The sequence below is a fragment of the Clostridium sp. K04 genome, assembly GCF_019734375.1.
Classification (GTDB): domain Bacteria; phylum Bacillota; class Clostridia; order Clostridiales; family Clostridiaceae; genus Clostridium; species Clostridium saudiense.
Genome location: NZ_JAASHD010000014.1, coordinates 47,420 through 67,339, shown reverse-complemented (window position 1 = coordinate 67,339; position 19,920 = coordinate 47,420). Strand labels below are relative to the sequence as shown.

Genomic DNA, 19,920 nt, shown 5'->3' with positions numbered 1-19,920 from the left:
CTTTAGGTTTGACTATTAAATTCATTTGTAAGTAATTGACCTTTTATTATAGGGAGAGTTCTTTTAGCAATTAATGAACTTACAATGCATGAAGCAATATCACCTGGGATAAATAAAAGACAACAATACAACATTACAGCACTAGCTGTGATTGGAGAATTTAAGTAATAATTTGCAATTAAATAATAATAAATCATACCTATAATATATACAATTGTTAATCCACCAATGCTTGCAAATATTAGTCTTTTAAGAGATGGATCCTTATCTTTATGCGCAATATATCCAGTAAAATATGTGCCTATTAAGAAGCCTATTAAATAACCAAAGGTTGGTTGGAAAATATAACTTGGTCCACCACCTTGAGTAAATACAGGAATACCTATTAAACCTATAAGTAAATAAATCCCTACAGAAATAGCTCCAAGTTTAGGTCCTAATAAAAGGCCTGCTAGTGTAGTAAATAAAACTTGTAAAGTAAATGGTACTACAGGTATTGGAATTTTAATAAAAGCACCAACAGCAATTAATGCAGCAAAAAGTGAACATAAAATAAGTGATTTCGTTGATAATTTATTCATTTAATTTAACCTCCTAATAGTTACTTCACCAGAATTTAAAACTTTTATAGAACCATCATCATGTTTAACAACTAAAGAACCATCATTATTTATATCAATAGCTTTACCAATGGATGAAACACCAGCACTTATATAGACAATTTCATTATTTAAAATAATACTTCTTTTCTTATATTCAGATATAAAGTCATAACTTTTAATTTGAGGAATCATACTTAGGATATTATTTACTATTTCTGCACAAAGAATATTTCTATTGATATTTCCATTGTTATTACTAAATAATGAAGAGGCTATTGTTTCAAGTTCTTTAGGGAAACTTTCTTTAGGCTTATTAAAGTTAAGTCCTATTCCTAAAATTAAATAATCAATAGTTCCACTTTCAAAATTAGTAGAAGCTTCTGTTAATATTCCTCCTACTTTTTTATTGTTTAAGTAAATATCGTTTATCCATTTTATTTGGCATTCTATTCCTGTTACTTTTTGAATTGCATTACATATAGCAACAGAAGCAGAAGTTGTTATTAAAACTGAATCCATTGCAGTTAAATTAGGTCTAAGTATAATGCTCATATAAATTCCAGTATTAGCTGGTGAATAAAATACTCGACCAAGCCTACCTTTACCTACACTTTGTTCTTCGGAAATTATAACCGTACCATGTTTAGCACCATTTAAAGCTAAAGTTTTTGCAACATCATTAGTAGAAGAGACTAATTTGTAAGTATAGATATCAATTTTTGAATATTCATTATTTAAATATAAAGAAATACCTTCTTTAGAAATAAAATCTGTATTTGTTGCTAGGGAATAACCTTTATTAGTAACAGCATTTATTGTATAGCCTTCACTTCTAAGTGCATTAATTGCTTTCCATATGGAAGTTCTCGAAATATTAAGTTTTTTAGCAATTTCCTCACCAGAAATATTTTTACCTTTATTTTCTTCTAAAATTTTTAAAACTTTTCCTTTTATTAACATAATTACCTCCATAGAAAGTATTATATTGGAGATAAAATAGTTTGTCAATAAAAATATATTAAATGGTTAACAATTAAAGGCGATATTAAATTAGTCTTCTCAAATGTTTGACATTTACAAAATAGAGGAATATAATACATTAAAAGTATAAAAAAATCCTATGAAGAGGAAGAGTAATTAAATTTAGGTTCAATAAAGAGAGCTAGGAGTGGTGGAAGCTTAGCAAGAAAAAATTTAATGAATGGACCTTTGAGGAACAAGGTGAAATTAAAGTTTTAAGAGTATCTTAGTGGTGAACTGCACCTTACAGCAGTTAAAGTATGTTAGTACTTTAGTTAGAGTGGTATAAATTTATTTATACAATTTAGGTGGCAACACGGATAATAACTTCGTCCTATTAGTTATAGGAGGGAGTTTTTTTGTTTTTAAAATTATTATTCAAGAATAATACATCTAGAAGTTTTGAATAAACAATAGATAGAAAAAGTTATGAAATAAGGAGTGAAAGTAATGAAAAAAGAAACACTTTTAACAGGAGATAGACCAACGGGAAAACTTCATATAGGACATTATATAGGTTCTTTAAAGAATAGGGTTACCTTGCAAAATAGTGAATTATATAATAGCTATATTATGATTGCAGATCAACAAGCATTAACTGATAATGCACGAAACCCTGAAAAAATAAGAAATAATTTAATAGAGGTTGCTTTAGATTATTTATCTGTAGGAATAAATCCATCAAAATCTACTATTTTTATTCAATCACAAATTCCAGAATTAAATGAACTTACAATGCATTATTTAAATTTAGTTACAGTTGCAAGGCTAGAAAGAAATCCAACAGTTAAAAGTGAAATAAAAGAAAGAAATTTTAATATGAGTATTCCTGCGGGATTTATGATTTATCCAGTAAGTCAAGCAGCAGATATTACAGCGTTTAAAGCAAATATAGTACCAGTAGGTGAAGATCAACTTCCTATGATAGAACAAACAAGAGAAATAGTAAGAAGTTTTAATAATATTTATAAAGAAGATGTTCTAGTAGAGCCTAGGGCTATATTACCAAAGGAAGGATTAGGTAGATTACCTGGTATTGATGGAAAAGCAAAAATGAGTAAGTCATTAAATAATGCAATTTATCTTAGTGATGAACCAGATGTAATAAAAAATAAGGTAATGTCAATGTATACTGATCCTAATCATATTAGAGTAGAAGATCCAGGAACTATAGAAAATAATACTGTTTTTATCTATTTAGATGCCTTTTGCAATGAAATAGATAAATTGCAAGAAATGAAAATGCATTATCAAAGAGGGGGACTTGGTGATGTAAAAGTAAAAAAATATTTAAATGAAATAATTCAAGCTGAGCTAGAACCAATTAGAAATAGGAGAAAGGAATATGAGAAAAATTTAGATTATGTATATGAGGTACTGAAAGAAGGTAGTAATAATGCAAGAAAAATAGCATCTAATACATTAAGAGATGTAAGAAATGCTATAGGAATTGAGTATTTTAAATAAGCTATTGAAATAATTAGACCACCTATGGTCTAATTATTTTTGTATTTTATGAATATAATATTTTTGAGGAACTTTCTACCAAGTCGCTAGTAAGTTTCGCCATGTATTCTATACTTTCTTGTTTACTAGTATTTATCCAATCTTGAATTAGCCCTATTATTCCATAATAAGTAAAAGAATAATAGTAGTCATATTTTTTAGGATCAGCATTAGGATATAATCTATTCCAAACATCTATGCATAGCCTTTTCATAATTTCCTTAATTTTCTCTATAAAAATAGAATCCGCATTAATATGAGGACCTAAGAAAATTGATAATAGCTCACTATTCTTATCAATAAATTCCAATATATCTTTCATTAATGAATAAGGCTCATCAGAGTTAGTACAAGATGAATTGTGAAATAATATTACACTCTCAAGTTCTACTAGTAATTGCTCTTTAATGTTGTCTACCATATCAAAGATATCCTTATAATGTAAATAAAAAGTCTTTCTATTTATGTCAGCTAAGTCTGTAAGTTCTTTAACAGTAATTTGATTAATGTTTTTATCTTTTATTAGTATCATTAAAGATTCATTTAGTTTTAGTCTGGTTTTTCGTACTCGTCTATCCATATAAAAGCTCCATTCAAATAAAAATATTTATATAATATAACAATTTATACTTTTTATACATTTTAAAGATAACTTAATTATTATTCAACTCTTAATTTATCAAAACATAAGTTTATAAAATACTTTTAACAAAACCTTAATAAATTAATACACAATTTGTACTCAATGTGTGTATTATACCACAGTGAATTACTTTATTGGTAATTGTATTGTTGGTATTTCATAAATATACTTAAACCGAATGATAATTAGTTAGAGGTGAGACGCAGTATGGAAATTTTTTTTAGACAAATTATTAAACATAAAAAAACTGTAATTTTTACATTTGGACTTTCACTAGTTTTATGTTTTATTTGCAGTAAATTTGTATCAGTTAATTATGATATGAACGATTATCTTCCAGATGATTCTAAGTCTACAATATCTTTAGATATTATGGAAGATGAATTTGAAGGTGGAATACCTAATGCAAGGGTAATGGTATCTAATATTACTATACCCGAGGCTTTAGAAATTAAAGATAAATTATTAAATATTGATGGTGTACAAGATGTTACATGGTTAGATGATGTTGTTAATATAACAGAACCTATTGAAACTTTAGATAGAGAAACAGTTCAAGATTATTACAAGGATGAAGCGGCATTATTTACAGTTACTGTTGATCAAAATAAAAGAATTGAAGCAGTAAATGAAATAAGAAATTTAATTGGTGATGATAATGCAATGGCAGGTTCAGTTGTTAATACTGTAGTTGCAACAGAAGCTACCTCTAAAGAAGTTAGTAAAATTATATTATTTATAATACCAATATGTTTAATCGTATTAGCAATTACAACAACTTCTTGGTTTGAACCAATATTGTTTATGTTAACTATAGGCGTAGCAATAATGCTAAATCAAGGAACGAATCTTTTATTTGGAGAGATTTCCTTTGTAACAAATGCAGCGGGAAATGTATTACAGTTAGCAGTATCTATGGATTATGCAATTTTCTTATTGCATAAATTTACAGAGTTTAGATTGCAGGGGTTAGAACCAGAGGAAGCAATGGTACAAGCATCTGTTAAAAGTGTTGGCTCAATCTTTTCAAGTGGGATAACAACAGTTATTGGATTTGCAGCCTTAATATTAATGAGATTTAAAATTGGTCCAGATATGGGAATTGTAATGGCAAAAGCTATAGCTCTAAGTTTAGTAACTATTATTATTTTACTTCCTGTACTTACAATGTATTGTTACAAGATTATTGATAAAACTGAACATAAATTATTAATACCTAAATTTGATAAATTTGCAAATTGTGTTAGAAAAATAATGATACCTTTAGTTATTATTTTTTTAATCGTAATGGTACCATCCTATTTAGCACAGACAAAAAATACTTTTGATTATGGATCTTCAAAAATATTTGATGAAAGTACTAAGTTAGGTAGTGATACAAAGATAATAGAAGATACTTTTGGTAAATCTAATTCATTAGTTATTATGGTTCCAAAAGGTGATTTTGCAACAGAAAAGGAGTTAAGTAATGAACTAAAAGAAATAGAACAAGTTAGTTTTTAAAAATAAAAGCAAAATTAAAATAAAAAATGAAAATAAAGCAGTAAATGGCTAATCGAAGGGAGAATGATTTATATGAAAAAAAGTAAAAATAAAATTATAATGATAGTTTTAACAGCAACAATAATTAGTAATACTATGGTTCCAATATCTACTTTGGCAGAATCAAATACAATTTTAAATAACACCAATTATGCAACTGAAAGTCAAGGGAAAGAGGAAGTTATTTATATTAATTTAGATGGTAATGGTGAAGTTAGTAGTGCTTATGCAGTAAATATTTTCGATAGTCAAAATATTTTAGATTATGGCGATTATAGTGAAATCAGAAATATGAATACTAATGACACTTTATCATATAACAATGGTGAAATAACCGGAAGCAATAGTGTTGATAAACTTTATTACGAAGGTACTTTAAAAGAAGTTGAAATTCCATGGAATATAAATATAAAGTATTATTTAGACAGTAAGGAGATAAGTTCTAATGAATTAGCAGGAAAAAGTGGAACTTTAGAAATAAAAATTTCAATAACAGACAATGAAAAGTGCAATAGTACATTTTTTGAAAATTATGCCTTACAAACTACTATTACATTAGATACTGAAAAGTGTAATAATATTGAAGCTGAAGGGGCTACAATAGCAAATGTAGGAAGTACAAAACAGATTTCTCACATTATTTTACCAAACAAAGGAAAAGAAATTAGTATCAAAGCTGATGTTAATGATTTTGAAATGGCTTCAATGGCTATAAATGGTGTTAAATTGGGACTAAGTATAGATGTAGATACCAATAGTTTATTAGATAAAGTAAATGAATTAACAGATGCAATAGAAAAATTAGATTCAGGAGCAATTTCTATTAATGATGGAAGTATAGAATTAAATAATGGAGCTTATGATTTATCCAATGGAGTGAATAGTCTTAGTACTGGAGTGAATTCTTTAAATGACGGTATTATAACTGTATATAAAGGACTTCAAGAATTAAATAGCAATTCAAAAGAGTTAACAAGTGGATCAAAGGAAGTTTTAGATGCATTAAATGAAATAGGATCTGCATTAAATAATATTAATATGTCCAAGGAAAGTATAAGTGAATTAGTTTCAGCATCTTCTGATGTTCAAACTGGTATAAATGAATTAGTTTCAGCAATTACATTATTACAAGGAAATGCAAATTATGAAGCTTATAAATCTATTATGAATGCTAATGGATTAGATATTGATTATCTTCAAAGTAATAATGCCAGTGCTATAGAAAATATGAAATCACAAATATCAGTTCTTACTGAAGCAAGAGATAATTTATTAGCAGCAGGGGTACAAGCAGATGATAGTCAAATTATACAAATTCAAACTCAAATAGAGATGTATAATCAAATTATAACTTTACTTCAAGGAAATATGGCATCGATTAGTGGAACAGAAAGTTATTTAAATAACATTTCAGATGGAATAGGACAAGTATTAGGTGGTGCAACTGAATTACAAACTAAATATGCTGAATTTAATAATGCAATTCAAGGTTTATCTGCATTATTAAATGATATGATATATAATATGTCAAACCTATCTACAGCAATAAATACATTAATATCAGAATATAATAAATTAGATGTAGGAATTAATGAATATACAAATGGAGTAGAAACATTACTGCAAGGATATTCTCAACTTGTAGAAGGATCAACAAATTTAGTAAACGGAACATCTACTTTAAAAAGTGGAGCTGAAAAATTAAGTTCAGGTGTTGCGGAATTAAAAGGTGGAACTACGGAATTATCAAATGGAACAACAGAATTAAATGATAAGACAGCCAATCTTGATACAGAAATAACAGATGAAATTGATAAAATGGTTGATAATTTAGATGGAACAAGTGATGAAATAGTATCATTTACTTCAGAAAAAAATACAAATGTGCAATCAGTACAATTTGTAATTAAGACGCCAGAAATAAAAAAAGCAACTATAGAAGTTTTAAAGGATGAAGAAAAAAGTCCTACTTTATGGGAAAGAATAATAAATTTATTTAAATAAAATATAGGTCTTTAAGGTAATTAAATCTTACCTTGGAGACCTATATTTTTCCAAGTAAGTGACATTACAAAGAGAAAAATGTATAATAAATTTATGAGTCAAATGAAAAGGGAGGATTTAAAATGGGCTTAAGGAAAGAAAAAGCAATTGAATTACACAAAAATAGATATACATGTTCACAGGCAGTAGCATGTGCTTTTTGTGATCTTGTAGATGTTGATGAATCTACCATGAAAGATATGGTTAGAAGATATAGTGGAGGAGCTTATAAAGTATGTGGAGCTGTAATGGGAGCATACGTTATAGTTAATTATTTAAAAGGAAATGTAAATCCAGATAATCCTGCTGAGCCAATAAGGGATGATGTAAAGTTATTAAATGAAATAGAAAAAAGATTTAAGGAAAAAAATTCATCTGTAGTATGCAAAGAGTTAAAAGGAATAGGCACAGGAAATGTACTACGTTCATGTAGGGGTTGTGTAGAAGATGCAGCTGAAATTCTTGAAGAATTAATTGATGAAAAAAATAATTAATGTTTATAAAATAAAAAATATAATTACTTCTTATAATACACCTAGTTTGATTTTGTTAAGCTAGGTGTATTAGTATATTTAGATAAAATATATTTATAGTAGCAATAATATAAAATTTTCATATAATAATGTTATTCAATATTATTATAGTTGGAGAAAATAAATATGTGAAAATATAAATAATAGAGAACTTTTTTTATAATGTATAAGTCTAATTAGTATAAGAGAAAATTTGGCAATATATTATGAGGTGTAAAAGAGTTGTGGAAGAAATTAATTTTATCAGAAAAAGATTATGAATATTTAACTAAAGGATTAGCTGGTGGTGTTGGAATTGGAATTATTATTGGTGCGATAGCAGAAAATATATTATTATTCTTTGCACTTGGAGGAGTTTTAGGAATTATATGTGCAACTATTTTTTCAACTATAAAAAAGTTTAAAATTAAGCATAAAGCTTAAAATTATTAGCATTCTTATAAATGTATAAGAAAAGGTTATCTTTTTAAATTTAATTAGAAGAGGAGTAGGCAATGCCTATTCTTTTTTTAGTTTTAAAGATAATAATTATTACAATGATATTATATAGAAATTCAATTTAATTAATTTTTCTATTCTTAATAAATAAAAAGAATGATAAAATATATTATATGTAAATAAATGGATGGCACAAAAATACTTTTACAGATCTTTAAATTCTAAACTTTAATTTTTATTATATCCAATCTAGGGGGAGAAGGGATGATATGAACAAGTTAGTAATATTCATAAGGTGAAAATTATTAAAGGAGAACCTAAGGGGTTAAAAGTTAGAAGTATTTATGACATAAGATAATAAAGAGATAAACTAGGTATTTAGATTAATAAAATTATTAAAAAATGGTAAGTATAAAGAGATGAATCAGCATAAATAATATAAATTTTCAATATTATTTATGCTGATATATTTATTAGTATTAATAATAGAAGTAGAATTATTTGAATTAATATATTTTAAAGTATTGCAAAAGGAAAAATTGAAACTGAGCCTGTTACTTCACCAATATTAGTACTATTAGTTGTAAATTTTAAATAAAAAGGCATTGTTAATGATGTGTCTTCTTTTTTGGCTTGAACAATGAACCCACTGGATACAGTAGCATTACCGTTACTTGCTGAATTGGAAGTAGCTGTAGTATCATATGAAAATTCAAATATATTATCTATATAAGGAGCTATTTGAAAATAACTATTTGCACCTACATTTGCTGAGACAATATAGCTTATAAAATAAACATATCCTTCAGTAAGATTTATAATTGTACTGTCATTATCAGATAAACTAGTAAGTCCACCAATATTTATTCTTTTAAAAAAACTAATATCATCTTGAGATTTTAGATTAATATTATATATAGTATATACATCATATGAATTTAGATAAGGACCAGTAGGGCCAGTAGGTCCAGTTAAGCCAATAGGTCCAGTATTTCCAGTAGAACCAGTAGGTCCAGTGTTGCCAGTGTTGCCAGTGAGACCAGTAGGACCGGTTAAACCAATAGGTCCAATATTACCAGTAGGACCAGTAGGACCAGTTAAGCCAATAGGTCCAATATTGCCAGTGGGACCAGTAGGACCGGTTAAACCAATAGGTCCAATATTGCCAGTGGGACCAGTAGGACCAGTTAAGCCAATAGGTCCAGTGTTGCCAGTGGGACCAGTAGGTCCAGTCAAGCCAATAGGTCCTGTATCACCAGTAGAGCCAGTAGGTCCAGTTAATCCAGTAGACCCTATGTTACCAGTTGGACCGGTAACACCTGTTATTCCTATTAAAATTGGTAGGCTAGGAAATATATATGGACAATATTCATAATATGGACACTGATAACAATATTGGTAAATTACTTTGTATGCTGTACAACAGTATTTAATATTTTTACTTATATAATGATTACTATTCATTAGATCTCCTAAATAATTAATATGATTTTAACTACTATAAATAGATAAATTTTTACATATATTAATTTATTCTTTATCATATTAATATGGTACTTATAAATTTATTAATATCCTAAAGAATAATATTATAAGTATAGAAAGTTAAAAGTAGTTAATTTAGAATAAACTATGATAAACTATATAAAAACATAAAGGAGTATAAGTACGTATGGAAGAAACAATTAATAGAATAAGAAAGTTTAGAAAGGACAGGGACTGGGATCAATTTCACTCACCTTCAAATTTATCAAAGGCAATTTCTATAGAGGCAGGAGAACTATTAGAAGAATTTTTATGGAATAATGAAAATTATAATAAACAAAATGTGGAGGAAGAATTAGCTGATGTTATGGTATATTGCATACATATGGCAGATGCTTTAAATCTGGATATCTCAGAGATAATAAATAAGAAAATGGATAAAAATGAAAAGAAGTATCCAGTAGAGAAAGCAAAAGGTAATAGTAAAAAATATACAGAGTTATAATAGTAAGCATTTATATTATATTGTAAATAATGCTAAAAAATTGTATAATTATTCTAAAACATTTAGAAGTAAAGGCAGGAAAGCAAATGAATAGGGGCAATTTAATTGAAATTTTAAAAAAGAAAATAGTAGTTCTTGATGGAGCTATGGGAACAAGTATACAAAATTATAATTTAAATGAAAAGGACTTTAGAGGGGATTTACTAAAGGATTTTCATAAAGATCAAAAAGGTAATAATGATATATTATCTATAACAAAACCAGAAGTAATAAAAGAAATACACAGAAGCTTCTTAGAGGCAGGTTCAGATATAATTGAAACAAACTCATTTAATTCAACAAGTATTTCTCAAGAAGATTACGATTTAGCACATTTAGTTTATGATTTAAATTATCATTCAGCTAAAATAGCAAGAGAAGTTGCAGATGAATTTACAGCAATGAATCCTGATAAGCCAAGATTTGTTGCAGGTTCTATTGGACCAACGAATAAAACAGCGTCATTATCACCAGATGTTGAAAATCCAGGTTATAGAAATATAACATTTGATGATTTAGTTGATTCTTATAGTGAGCAAATAGGGGCATTAGTAGATGGTGGAGTAGATTGTTTATTAATAGAAACTGTTTTTGATACATTAAACTGTAGAGCAGCAATAGTTGCGGCAAACAATGTATATAAATTAAAAGGATTTACTTTACCAATAATGATTTCAGGTACATTAACAGACAAATCAGGAAGAACATTAGCAGGGCAAAAATTAGAAGCTTTTGCTCAATCAGTTAGAAATGAAAATGTAATTTCTATAGGATTAAACTGTTCTTTTGGTGGTGCAGATTTGATACCTTTTATTAAAGAATTAGCTGATACACAGGATTTATATATATCATGTTATCCTAATGCTGGATTACCTAATGTTTTAGGGGAGTATGATGAAATTCCAAGCATAACAGCTAAATATATTAAAGAATTAGCAAGTGAAAAAAAGGTTAATATAGTAGGGGGATGTTGTGGAACTACAGCAGAACATATTAAAGCAATTGCAGAAGTAGTTGAAGGTGTAGAGCCAAGAACCATTCCTAATATAAAAAAAGAAAGTATTTATTGTGGACTTGAAATTGTAAGAAGTAATAAAGAAAATAACTTTATAAATATAGGTGAAAGAACTAATGTTGCAGGTTCTGCAAAATTTGCAAGACTTATAAGGGAAAAGAAATACGAAGAAGCTTTATCTATTGCAAAGGAGCAAGTAGAAAATGGAGCTCAAATAATTGATGTAAATTTTGATGATGGTTTATTAGATAGTGCTAAGGAAATGGAATATTTCTTAAGACTTATAGCTTCAGAACCAGATATAGCTTCAAGACCTATAATGATTGATTCTTCAAGATGGGAAGTTGTTGAAGCCGGTCTTAGAAGTATTCAAGGTAAACCAATAGTAAATTCAATTTCATTAAAAAATGGTGAGCAAGAATTTTTAAATCATGCTAAGGTTGTTAAGGACTTTGGTGCTGCAGTTGTAGTAATGGCATTTGATGAAAATGGACAGGCTGATACTTATGAAAGAAAAATATCCATTTGCAAAAGGGCTTATGATTTATTAGTAAATAAATTAAATTTCCCACCAGAAGATATAATTTTTGATCCTAATATTTTAGCTATAGCAACTGGTATTGAGAATCATGATAATTATGCAGTTGATTATATTAATGCAACCAAATGGATTAAAGAAAATTTACCATATGCAAAAGTTTCAGGTGGAGTATCAAATTTATCTTTCTCATTTAGAGGAAATAACACAATAAGAGAAGCTATGCATTCTGTATTTTTATATCATGCAATTGAGGCTGGAATGGATATGGGAATTGTAAATCCAGGAATGATTCAAATTTATGACGATATACCAAAGGATTTATTAAGATTAGTTGAAGATGTTGTCTTAAATAAACACAAGGATGCAGCAGAAAGATTATTAGATAAAGCTGAAGATTATAAAACAGGCAATGTTGTTAATAATACAAATAAAAATTTATGGAGAGAAAATAGTTTAAATGATAGATTAAGTTATGCTTTGGTTAAGGGTATAACAGAATATTTAGAGGAAGACTTAGGGCAAGCTATTAAAGAATATCCTAAGCCTTTAAGTATAATTGAAGGGCCTTTAATGGATGGAATGACTAGAGTAGGAAAATTATTTGGTGATGGAAAAATGTTCTTACCACAAGTTGTAAAATCAGCACGTGTTATGAAAAAGGCTGTATCATATTTACTTCCATATATAGAAAAAGAAAAAAAGCAAGGTGAAACATCAAGTGCTGGAAAAATTCTTTTAGCAACTGTAAAAGGTGATGTTCATGATATAGGTAAAAACATTGTAGGTGTAGTTCTTGCTTGTAATAACTTTGAAATAATAGATTTGGGAGTAATGGTTCTGTGTGAAGAAATACTAGATAAAGCTATTAAAGAAAATGTTGATATAATTGGATTAAGTGGACTAATAACACCATCTTTAGATGAAATGTGCCATGTGGCTATTGAAATGGAAAAGAGAAAAATGAATATTCCTTTAATTATTGGTGGAGCTACTACTTCAAAAGCTCATACAGCTCTTAAAATTGATCCTAATTATAGTGGAGCAGTTATTTATGGATATGATGCTTCTAAAACAGTTGAAATATCAAAGAATTTATTAGGAACTAATAAAAATGAATATATTAAGGCTATTAAAGATGAATATGAAGAAGTAAGAAAAAATTATAATAGTCATGAAAATAAGATGATTTCTTTAGAGAAAGCAAAAGAAAATAGTTTTAAGATTGACTGGGTTAATAGAGAAATTTCAAAGCCAAACTTTATAGGAATAAAAGAAGTTAAGGATTATTCAGTATCTGATTTAAGACCATATATTGATTGGACATTCTTCTTTATAGCATGGGAAATGAAAAAGTTATATCCAGATATATTAGAAGATTCAGTTTATGGAAAAGAAGCTAAAAAGATTTTTGATGATGCTAACAAAATGTTAGACTTTATTGAAGAAAATAATATTATTGATATTAAAGGTGTTTTTGGAATTTTTGAAGCTAATTCTAATGGAGATAATATTGAGGTTTATACTAAAGATAAATCACAAACAACTATATTCAATTTACTTAGAGAACAAAGAGAAAAAAGCAATGGTGAGTACTTATGCCTTTCAGATTTCGTTGCACCAAAAGAAAGTGGTAAGGAAGATTACTTAGGTGGATTTATTGTAACAACAGGATTAGGAGCAGATGCTTATGCTAAAAAACTTGAAGATGAAGGTGATTCTTATAACGCAATTATGTTAAAGCTTGTTTGTGATAGATTGGCAGAAGCATTTGCTGAAAAGCTTCATGAAGACATTAGGAAAATTTATTGGGGGTATGATCCAGACGAAAACTTATCTATGAAAGAAATATTTAAGGCAAGTTATAGAGGAATAAGACCTGCATTTGGCTATCCGTCACTTATTGATCAAAGCCAAATGAAAAAATTATTTAATATTTTAGATGGTGAAAAAGTAACTGGGGTTAAACTTACTGAAAGTTATATGATGGATCCTGTATCATCTGTTTGTGGATTATATTTTGCTTCAGAAGATTCTAGATATTTTAACTCAAACTATATAGATAAAGATCAAGCAGAAGATTATGCAAAAAGATGTGGATGCACATTAGAAGAGTTAGAAAAATCATTACCTAATATATTAAGCTATAAGTAAAGTACATTTAATAAACTGAGGGGAGATAATTTCCCTCAGTTTATTTATCTTGCTAATAGTATTATTAGATTAGAAGAAGAGTTTAACTTTTAGATTTTTGGTGGCTGTTGTGGTACAGATAATATATATTTGAAGGAAATAGCAAAAAGAATAAAATAAATATTTTTAGTTTAAGTAAAAAAAATAATATTATTGACATTAATTACAAATAGGAATATGATTTAATCATAATTTAATTTACAAATATAGGATATATTTCAATCTGATAGAAAAGTTAAATCTAATCTAAAAGAGAGTAATTAATAGTTTTGTTAAAAATATATAAGTGCCTCTATAAGTTTATATATTTTATTTAGCTAGCTTTCTTTTATTAGAAGCTAGCTTTTTTTTATTAGATAAATAAGGGGATGAGAATTTTGAAAAAAATAGCTGTAATAAGTGCAATATTAGAAGAACCGAAAGAATGTCAAGAAAGATTCAATAATGTAGTTTCTAGCTTTAGAGGAAGTATAAAAGGAAGAATGGGAATACCATTTGAAGAAGGAATATCAGTTATAAGCATTACTGTAACAGGAACATTAGAAGAAATAAATAGTTTAACTGGGAAGCTTGGAAATATACAGGGTGTTGTAGTGAAAACAGCAATTGCTAAAAGGGAGATTTAATAAAAGGTATGAGTGTTATAGAAATTATAAACAAGCTATATAATACAAGTACTGCAACTAGAGAAGAACTTAATTATTTACTAGATAATTTAACAAAAAAAGATAAAGAGTATTTAATAGAAAAGTCTCATGAAATAGCTTTAAATAATTATGGTAATAATGTTTATATTAGAGGTCTTATAGAATTTACAAATTACTGTATTAGAGATTGTAAATACTGTGGTATTAGGAAATCAAATAATAAAGCAGATAGATATAGGCTTAGTATTGAGCAAATATTAGAATGTGCTGAACTTGGAGACAAATTAGGATATAAGACATTTGTACTTCAAGGTGGGGAAGATCCATATTTTACTGATGAAATAATGGTTGAAATAATTAAAAAGATAAAAGGAAAATATCCATATAATGCAATTACTTTATCTTTAGGTGAACGTTCATATGAATCATATGAAAGGATGTTTAAAGCAGGTGCAGACAGATATTTATTAAGACATGAAACAGCAAGTAAAGAATTATATGAATCTTTACATCCAAATTCTAGCTTTGAAAATAGAAGAAAGTGTCTTGAAAATTTAAAGAAAATTGGTTATCAAATAGGGGCTGGATTTATGGTAGGACTTCCAAAGCAAACAAATAATGATTTAGTTAATGATTTGTTATATTTAAAAGAATTAAATCCACATATGTGCGGAATAGGTCCATTTATCCCCCATAAAGATACACCTCTTTATAATGAAAACTGTGGAACATTAGAAAAAACTATTACGATGTTAGCCTTAGTTAGGTTAATGTTACCTAAAGTTTTATTGCCAGCAACAACAGCGCTTGGTAGTATAGATCCTCTTGGTAGAGAAAAAGGATTAAAAGCAGGTGGAAATGTTGTAATGCCAAATCTTTCACCTACAAATGTTAGGGAAAAGTATTTATTGTATGATGGAAAAATATGTACTGGTGATGAAGCAGCAGAATGTAGAGCTTGTATAGAAAAAAGAATTAATAAAGCAGGTTTCAAATTAAATATTAGTAGAGGTGACAGCTTAGTATTATCAGAAGAGGAAATTAATAATATAAATAAAAATATTAAAATAGAAAAAATTATTAAAGAAAATTTAGATAATATAAGTTTAGTAAAAAAAGGGTAGGAGAATAGATTATGTATATTAATCATGAAGAAGTCTGTAGATTATTAGAAGATGGTAAAAATGCTACTAGGGACGATGTTTTAAAAATTTTAAATAAAGCAAGAGAAAAAAATGGAATTTCTCATAGGGATATTGCCGTATTATTACAATTAGAAGATAAAGAATTATTAAATGAAATGTTTAAAGTTGCTGGTGAAATTAAAAAGTCCATTTATGGAAAAAGAGTAGTTTTATTTGCACCACTTTATATTAGTGATTTTTGTGTTAATAATTGTGTTTATTGTGGATATAAAAAGTGCAATACTTTTAAAAGAAGAAAGCTTACACAAGATGAAATAATAGAAGAAGTTAAAATATTAGAAAAAATGGGACATAAAAGATTAGCATTAGAGCTTGGAGAAGACCCTGTAAATGCTCCAATTGAATATGTTTTAGAAAGTCTTGATACTATTTATAAAACTCAAAATGAAAATGGAAATATTAGAAGAGTTAATGTAAATATTGCAGCAACAACAGTTGAAAATTATAAAAAACTTAAAGAAGCTAATATAGGAACTTATATATTATTTCAAGAAACATATCATAAACCAACATACGAAATTATGCATCCACATTCATTAAAGTCAAGTTACGAATATCATTTAAATGCTTTTGATAGAGCAATGGAAGGTGGAATTGAAGATGTTGGTGGGGGAGTTTTATTTGGATTAGCTGATCCTAAATTTGAAGTTTTATCATTAATGATGCACAATGAACATCTTGAAAAAAAATTCGGAGTTGGATTCCATACAATTTCAGTTCCAAGAATAAGGCAAGCTGAAGGTGTTACTTTAGAGAATTTTCCACATCTTTTAAGTGATGAAATGTTTAAAAAGGTAGTAGCAATTATAAGAATTGCAGTACCATTTACAGGAATAATCATGTCTACTAGAGAAGAGGAGGAAATGAGAAGAGATGCTCTTAAATTTGGAGTAACTCAAGTTAGCTCTGGATCTTCAACAGGAGTAGGTGGATATAAGCAAAGGGAAGAAGGAAAAAGCATTGAACAATTTAAGACTTCAGATGAAAGAACACCATTAGAAGTATTAAATTGGTTATTAGATGAAGGATATATTCCAAGCTATTGTACAGCATGCTATAGAAAAGGTAGAACTGGTGAAACTTTTATGGGGTTAGCTAAAAGTGGAGAAATTCAAAATATGTGTGAACCAAATGCGTTAATGACTTTAATGGAATATTCATTAGATTATGGTGATAAAGAAACCTGTGAAAAAGCTGAAAAATTGGTGAATGAAGAAATAATTAAAATCAATAATGAAGCAATAAGAAAGTTTGTCATTGAAGGAATAGTAAAATTGAAGGAAGGTAAAAGAGATATTTATATTTAGGAGGAAAGTATGAATAGTACACCAAATGCTAATAGAAAACACGTAGCTATATTCGGTAAGACAAATGCAGGTAAATCATCTTTAATAAATAGTATTTGTGGACAAGAAATTGCAATTGTATCAAAAATAGCAGGAACAACAACAGATCCTGTATTTAAAGCAATGGAGTTAATATCAATAGGGCCAGTTTTATTTATAGATACAGCTGGTCTTGATGATAAAAGTGAAGTTGGTAAACTAAGAATAAAAAAAACTAAGGAAATGATGAAAAGAACTGATTTTGCTTTATATTTGATGGACGTTAATAATATAGATGATAGTGATTATGAAGAAATAAAGTTAGAATTTAAAAAATATAACATGCCTTATATGTTGATTATTAACAAAATAGAAGATACCGAAAAATCAAAGCTTGATGAATTAAAAAGTAAATATAAAGAAGCAAAGTTTGTATCTACTTATAGTAAAGAAGGTATTGATGAACTTAAAAATGAATTAGTAGCAAAGCTACAAGATAGTGAAAATGAAATGCCTATAATAGGTAATTTAGTTCCATATGGAGGAAAGGTCATATTAGTAGTTCCAATAGATTCAGAAGCACCAAAGGGGAGAATTATTCTTCCACAGGTTCAATGTATTAGAGATTGTTTAGATAATGGAATTAAAACATATGTAGTTAGAGATACAGAATTAGCTTCAGCTTTAGAAGATATACAGGATGTTGATTTGGTAGTAACTGATTCTCAGGCATTTAAAAAAGTAAGTGAAATAGTTCCTAAAAATATAAAATTAACAGGTTTTTCAATACTTTTTGCTAATCATAAGGGAGATTTAAAATCATTTGTTGCTGGAGCTAGAAAAATAAATGATTTAAATAAAGATTCTAAAATTCTAATTTGTGAAAGCTGTACCCACAATGTATCTCACGAGGATATAGGTAGAATTAAAATTCCAAAGCTTCTTAATAAATATGTTGGTACTAAACTTAATTATGAATTCAAAGTTGGTCATGATTTTCCAGAAGATATTAATAAATATGATTTAATAATTCACTGTGGTGGATGTATGATTAATAGAAAAACTATAGTTAATAGAATTGAGATTTGTAATAAAGAAAAAGTAGCCATTACAAATTATGGAGTTGTATTAGCTTACTTAAATGGAATTTTAGATAGAAGCTTAGAAATATTTGAAAACAATTAGTGTAAAATAAGGTTGTCTTTTTAAGGCAGCCTTATTTATTTTTGGTATTCTTTTTAAGGAAGATAAAAGCTATTAGCGGCTTCTAATAAAAATTTATTATAACTACTATTTTCAATAACAGTTGGGCATGATAATTCAAGTGGACTAATTAAACTTTTAAACTTAAGATCATTTAAAAGATGAATTGATTTATTTAAGCTAATAGGTAATATATCATTAAAATCACTATTGTTAGGAGATATTGAAATAGAATTAATAAGCTCCCTTGTTGATTTTAAATCATATATTTTAATATTTTCTTTAAGAAATTTTCTTAATAAAGTAGTACTAAAATTATTATTTATTATAGTGAATTTATCGCAATTATTATAAAAATAATTGTCTAACCAAAGGTGAGAGTAATACCCAACAATATATGATTTTTCGAAGTGATTTACGTTTAATTTAAGTATTTTAGAATTAAATATATCTAAATTAGATTCATCATTAATTGTTTCTTCAAAATGAGAAAGGCAACCTTTTTTTTCATTATTAAAAATAAAATAATAATCTGGAGCAATACTGCCCAGAACTAAATAATTTAAATCATAATTATTATATTTTTTATTTGTTAGGTACTTTATAAAATTAATATGAGTTGTTAAATTTGGCATAATAGCTCCTCCATATTATACTCTTTTATTGATTTATATGAAAATATATTAAAAATTATTTCTCTTATAAGCACAAGACTCTTATATAATATACTCGTAAATGAGAATAAAATAAAAACAAAATACAGATGAAAACATAAAATAAATATTAAAAATAAATTAGAAAGGAAATAGAGTGATGAGATATGTAATTGTAAGCATTGTAAAAGGTCCTGCAGGAGATTTTAATAATAATTTAAGAAAAGATATCTTTAGTAAATATAAAGCTAAATCTTCTAAATTACCTGCACATTTTACAATAAAAGCACCATTTGAATATAACGAAAATATAACTGATTTAGAAAATTGTATAGAAGAAATAAGTAAAAAAGAAAAAGCTACACCTTATAAAATAGATGGATATAATCATTTTGATGATAGAGTAATATATATGGATGTAAATATGTCCAAAGAAGCAAAAAAAGTACATGATGAACTTATAGATAAACTTAGTACTATTTCATATATAAATTTTAAAAATAATGAAGGTAAAGATAAAATTTTTCATGTTACTTTAAGCTCAAAAAAAATACAAAAAATATATAAGCAATTATGGGATTATGTAAATACGATTCCCTGTTGTTTTGATTGTATGTTTGATAATATTTGTATCTATAAATGGCAAAATAATACTTGGGTTCTACACAGAGAATACAAATTAGAAAATTAAATAATTTATAAAACACATATAACCAGGATAGTGTTATATGTGTTTTTAATATCCTAAACATATAAATACTTTTGTATACATACATTAATATAAG

17 protein-coding genes and 1 other annotated feature are annotated in these 19,920 nt (G+C 27.2%); of the genes, 12 read left to right on the top strand and 5 right to left on the bottom strand.

Features of this window, described 5'->3' with window-relative positions; genetic code table 11:
* Positions 1 to 2: 2 nt before the first annotated feature.
* Complete coding sequence (locus HCG70_RS07755; protein WP_042398320.1) at positions 3 to 581, bottom strand: biotin transporter BioY; 579 nt, start codon at positions 579 to 581, stop codon at positions 3 to 5.
* The gene (locus tag HCG70_RS07750) at positions 582 to 1,562 is read right to left on the bottom strand and encodes a biotin--[acetyl-CoA-carboxylase] ligase (RefSeq protein ID WP_055275919.1); all 981 of its coding nucleotides are present in this window, start codon (positions 1,560 to 1,562) and stop codon (positions 582 to 584) included.
* Between the two features lie 151 nt (positions 1,563 to 1,713).
* Positions 1,714 to 1,962: a binding site (T-box leader), on the top strand.
* A gap of 110 nt (positions 1,963 to 2,072) precedes the next feature.
* Here HCG70_RS07750 and trpS point away from each other — a divergent pair.
* Positions 2,073 to 3,089 (top strand): tryptophan--tRNA ligase, encoded by a 1,017-nt coding sequence (trpS, locus tag HCG70_RS07745; RefSeq protein ID WP_042398325.1) that lies wholly within the window; start codon positions 2,073 to 2,075, stop codon positions 3,087 to 3,089.
* A 46-nt stretch (positions 3,090 to 3,135) separates the two neighbouring features.
* Here the strand turns inward: trpS and HCG70_RS07740 are convergent, their stop codons facing one another.
* Entirely contained in the window at positions 3,136 to 3,708 is a 573-nt protein-coding gene (locus HCG70_RS07740; protein ID WP_042398328.1) for a TetR/AcrR family transcriptional regulator, read from the bottom strand.
* Positions 3,709 to 3,978: 270 nt separating this feature from the next.
* Between HCG70_RS07740 and HCG70_RS07735 the strand changes: the two genes are divergently transcribed.
* The 4 genes from HCG70_RS07735 to HCG70_RS07720 all read left to right on the top strand — a co-directional run bounded on the left by HCG70_RS07735 (position 3,979) and on the right by HCG70_RS07720 (position 8,312).
* The gene (locus tag HCG70_RS07735; RefSeq protein ID WP_221697663.1) at positions 3,979 to 5,274 is read left to right on the top strand and encodes an RND family transporter; all 1,296 of its coding nucleotides are present in this window, start codon (positions 3,979 to 3,981) and stop codon (positions 5,272 to 5,274) included.
* A gap of 72 nt (positions 5,275 to 5,346) precedes the next feature.
* The gene (locus HCG70_RS07730) at positions 5,347 to 7,317 is read left to right on the top strand and encodes a hypothetical protein (RefSeq protein WP_221697662.1); all 1,971 of its coding nucleotides are present in this window, start codon (positions 5,347 to 5,349) and stop codon (positions 7,315 to 7,317) included.
* 122 nt (positions 7,318 to 7,439) lie between these two features.
* Positions 7,440 to 7,850, top strand: coding sequence for a C-GCAxxG-C-C family protein (locus tag HCG70_RS07725; RefSeq protein ID WP_042398333.1), 411 nt, complete (start codon positions 7,440 to 7,442; stop codon positions 7,848 to 7,850).
* 261 nt (positions 7,851 to 8,111) lie between these two features.
* Positions 8,112 to 8,312: a hypothetical protein gene (locus HCG70_RS07720; protein WP_042398338.1), complete on the top strand. Its 201-nt coding sequence runs from the start codon at positions 8,112 to 8,114 to the stop codon at positions 8,310 to 8,312.
* 531 nt (positions 8,313 to 8,843) lie between these two features.
* On the opposite strand, the gene HCG70_RS17660 is transcribed toward HCG70_RS07720, so the two are convergent.
* Positions 8,844 to 9,791, bottom strand: coding sequence for a hypothetical protein (locus HCG70_RS17660; protein WP_311776464.1), 948 nt, complete (start codon positions 9,789 to 9,791; stop codon positions 8,844 to 8,846).
* Positions 9,792 to 9,999: 208 nt separating this feature from the next.
* Here HCG70_RS17660 and HCG70_RS07710 point away from each other — a divergent pair, with 208 nt between their 5' ends.
* The 6 genes from HCG70_RS07710 to hydF all read left to right on the top strand — a co-directional run bounded on the left by HCG70_RS07710 (position 10,000) and on the right by hydF (position 18,464).
* Positions 10,000 to 10,317 (top strand): nucleotide pyrophosphohydrolase, encoded by a 318-nt coding sequence (locus HCG70_RS07710; protein WP_221697661.1) that lies wholly within the window; start codon positions 10,000 to 10,002, stop codon positions 10,315 to 10,317.
* Positions 10,318 to 10,403: 86 nt separating this feature from the next.
* Entirely contained in the window at positions 10,404 to 14,063 is a 3,660-nt protein-coding gene (gene metH / locus HCG70_RS07705; protein ID WP_221697660.1) for a methionine synthase, read from the top strand.
* Between the two features lie 416 nt (positions 14,064 to 14,479).
* Positions 14,480 to 14,728 carry a TM1266 family iron-only hydrogenase system putative regulator gene (locus HCG70_RS07700; RefSeq protein ID WP_042402670.1) on the top strand — a complete coding sequence of 83 codons (249 nt, stop codon included), beginning with the start codon at positions 14,480 to 14,482 and terminating at the stop codon, positions 14,726 to 14,728.
* An 8-nt stretch (positions 14,729 to 14,736) separates the two neighbouring features.
* Positions 14,737 to 15,873 carry a [FeFe] hydrogenase H-cluster radical SAM maturase HydE gene (hydE, locus tag HCG70_RS07695; protein ID WP_055277763.1) on the top strand — a complete coding sequence of 379 codons (1,137 nt, stop codon included), beginning with the start codon at positions 14,737 to 14,739 and terminating at the stop codon, positions 15,871 to 15,873.
* Positions 15,874 to 15,884: 11 nt separating this feature from the next.
* Positions 15,885 to 17,261, top strand: coding sequence for a [FeFe] hydrogenase H-cluster radical SAM maturase HydG (gene hydG / locus HCG70_RS07690; protein ID WP_221697659.1), 1,377 nt, complete (start codon positions 15,885 to 15,887; stop codon positions 17,259 to 17,261).
* 9 nt (positions 17,262 to 17,270) lie between these two features.
* Entirely contained in the window at positions 17,271 to 18,464 is a 1,194-nt protein-coding gene (hydF, locus tag HCG70_RS07685) for a [FeFe] hydrogenase H-cluster maturation GTPase HydF (protein ID WP_195948711.1), read from the top strand.
* Positions 18,465 to 18,517: 53 nt separating this feature from the next.
* Here the strand turns inward: hydF and HCG70_RS07680 are convergent, their stop codons facing one another.
* On the bottom strand, positions 18,518 to 19,117 hold the full coding sequence (locus HCG70_RS07680) for a hypothetical protein (protein ID WP_042402658.1): 600 nt from the start codon (positions 19,115 to 19,117) through the stop codon (positions 18,518 to 18,520).
* A 178-nt stretch (positions 19,118 to 19,295) separates the two neighbouring features.
* Between HCG70_RS07680 and HCG70_RS07675 the strand changes: the two genes are divergently transcribed.
* Positions 19,296 to 19,826 (top strand): 2'-5' RNA ligase family protein, encoded by a 531-nt coding sequence (locus tag HCG70_RS07675; protein ID WP_042402655.1) that lies wholly within the window; start codon positions 19,296 to 19,298, stop codon positions 19,824 to 19,826.
* Positions 19,827 to 19,920 lie beyond the last annotated feature (94 nt).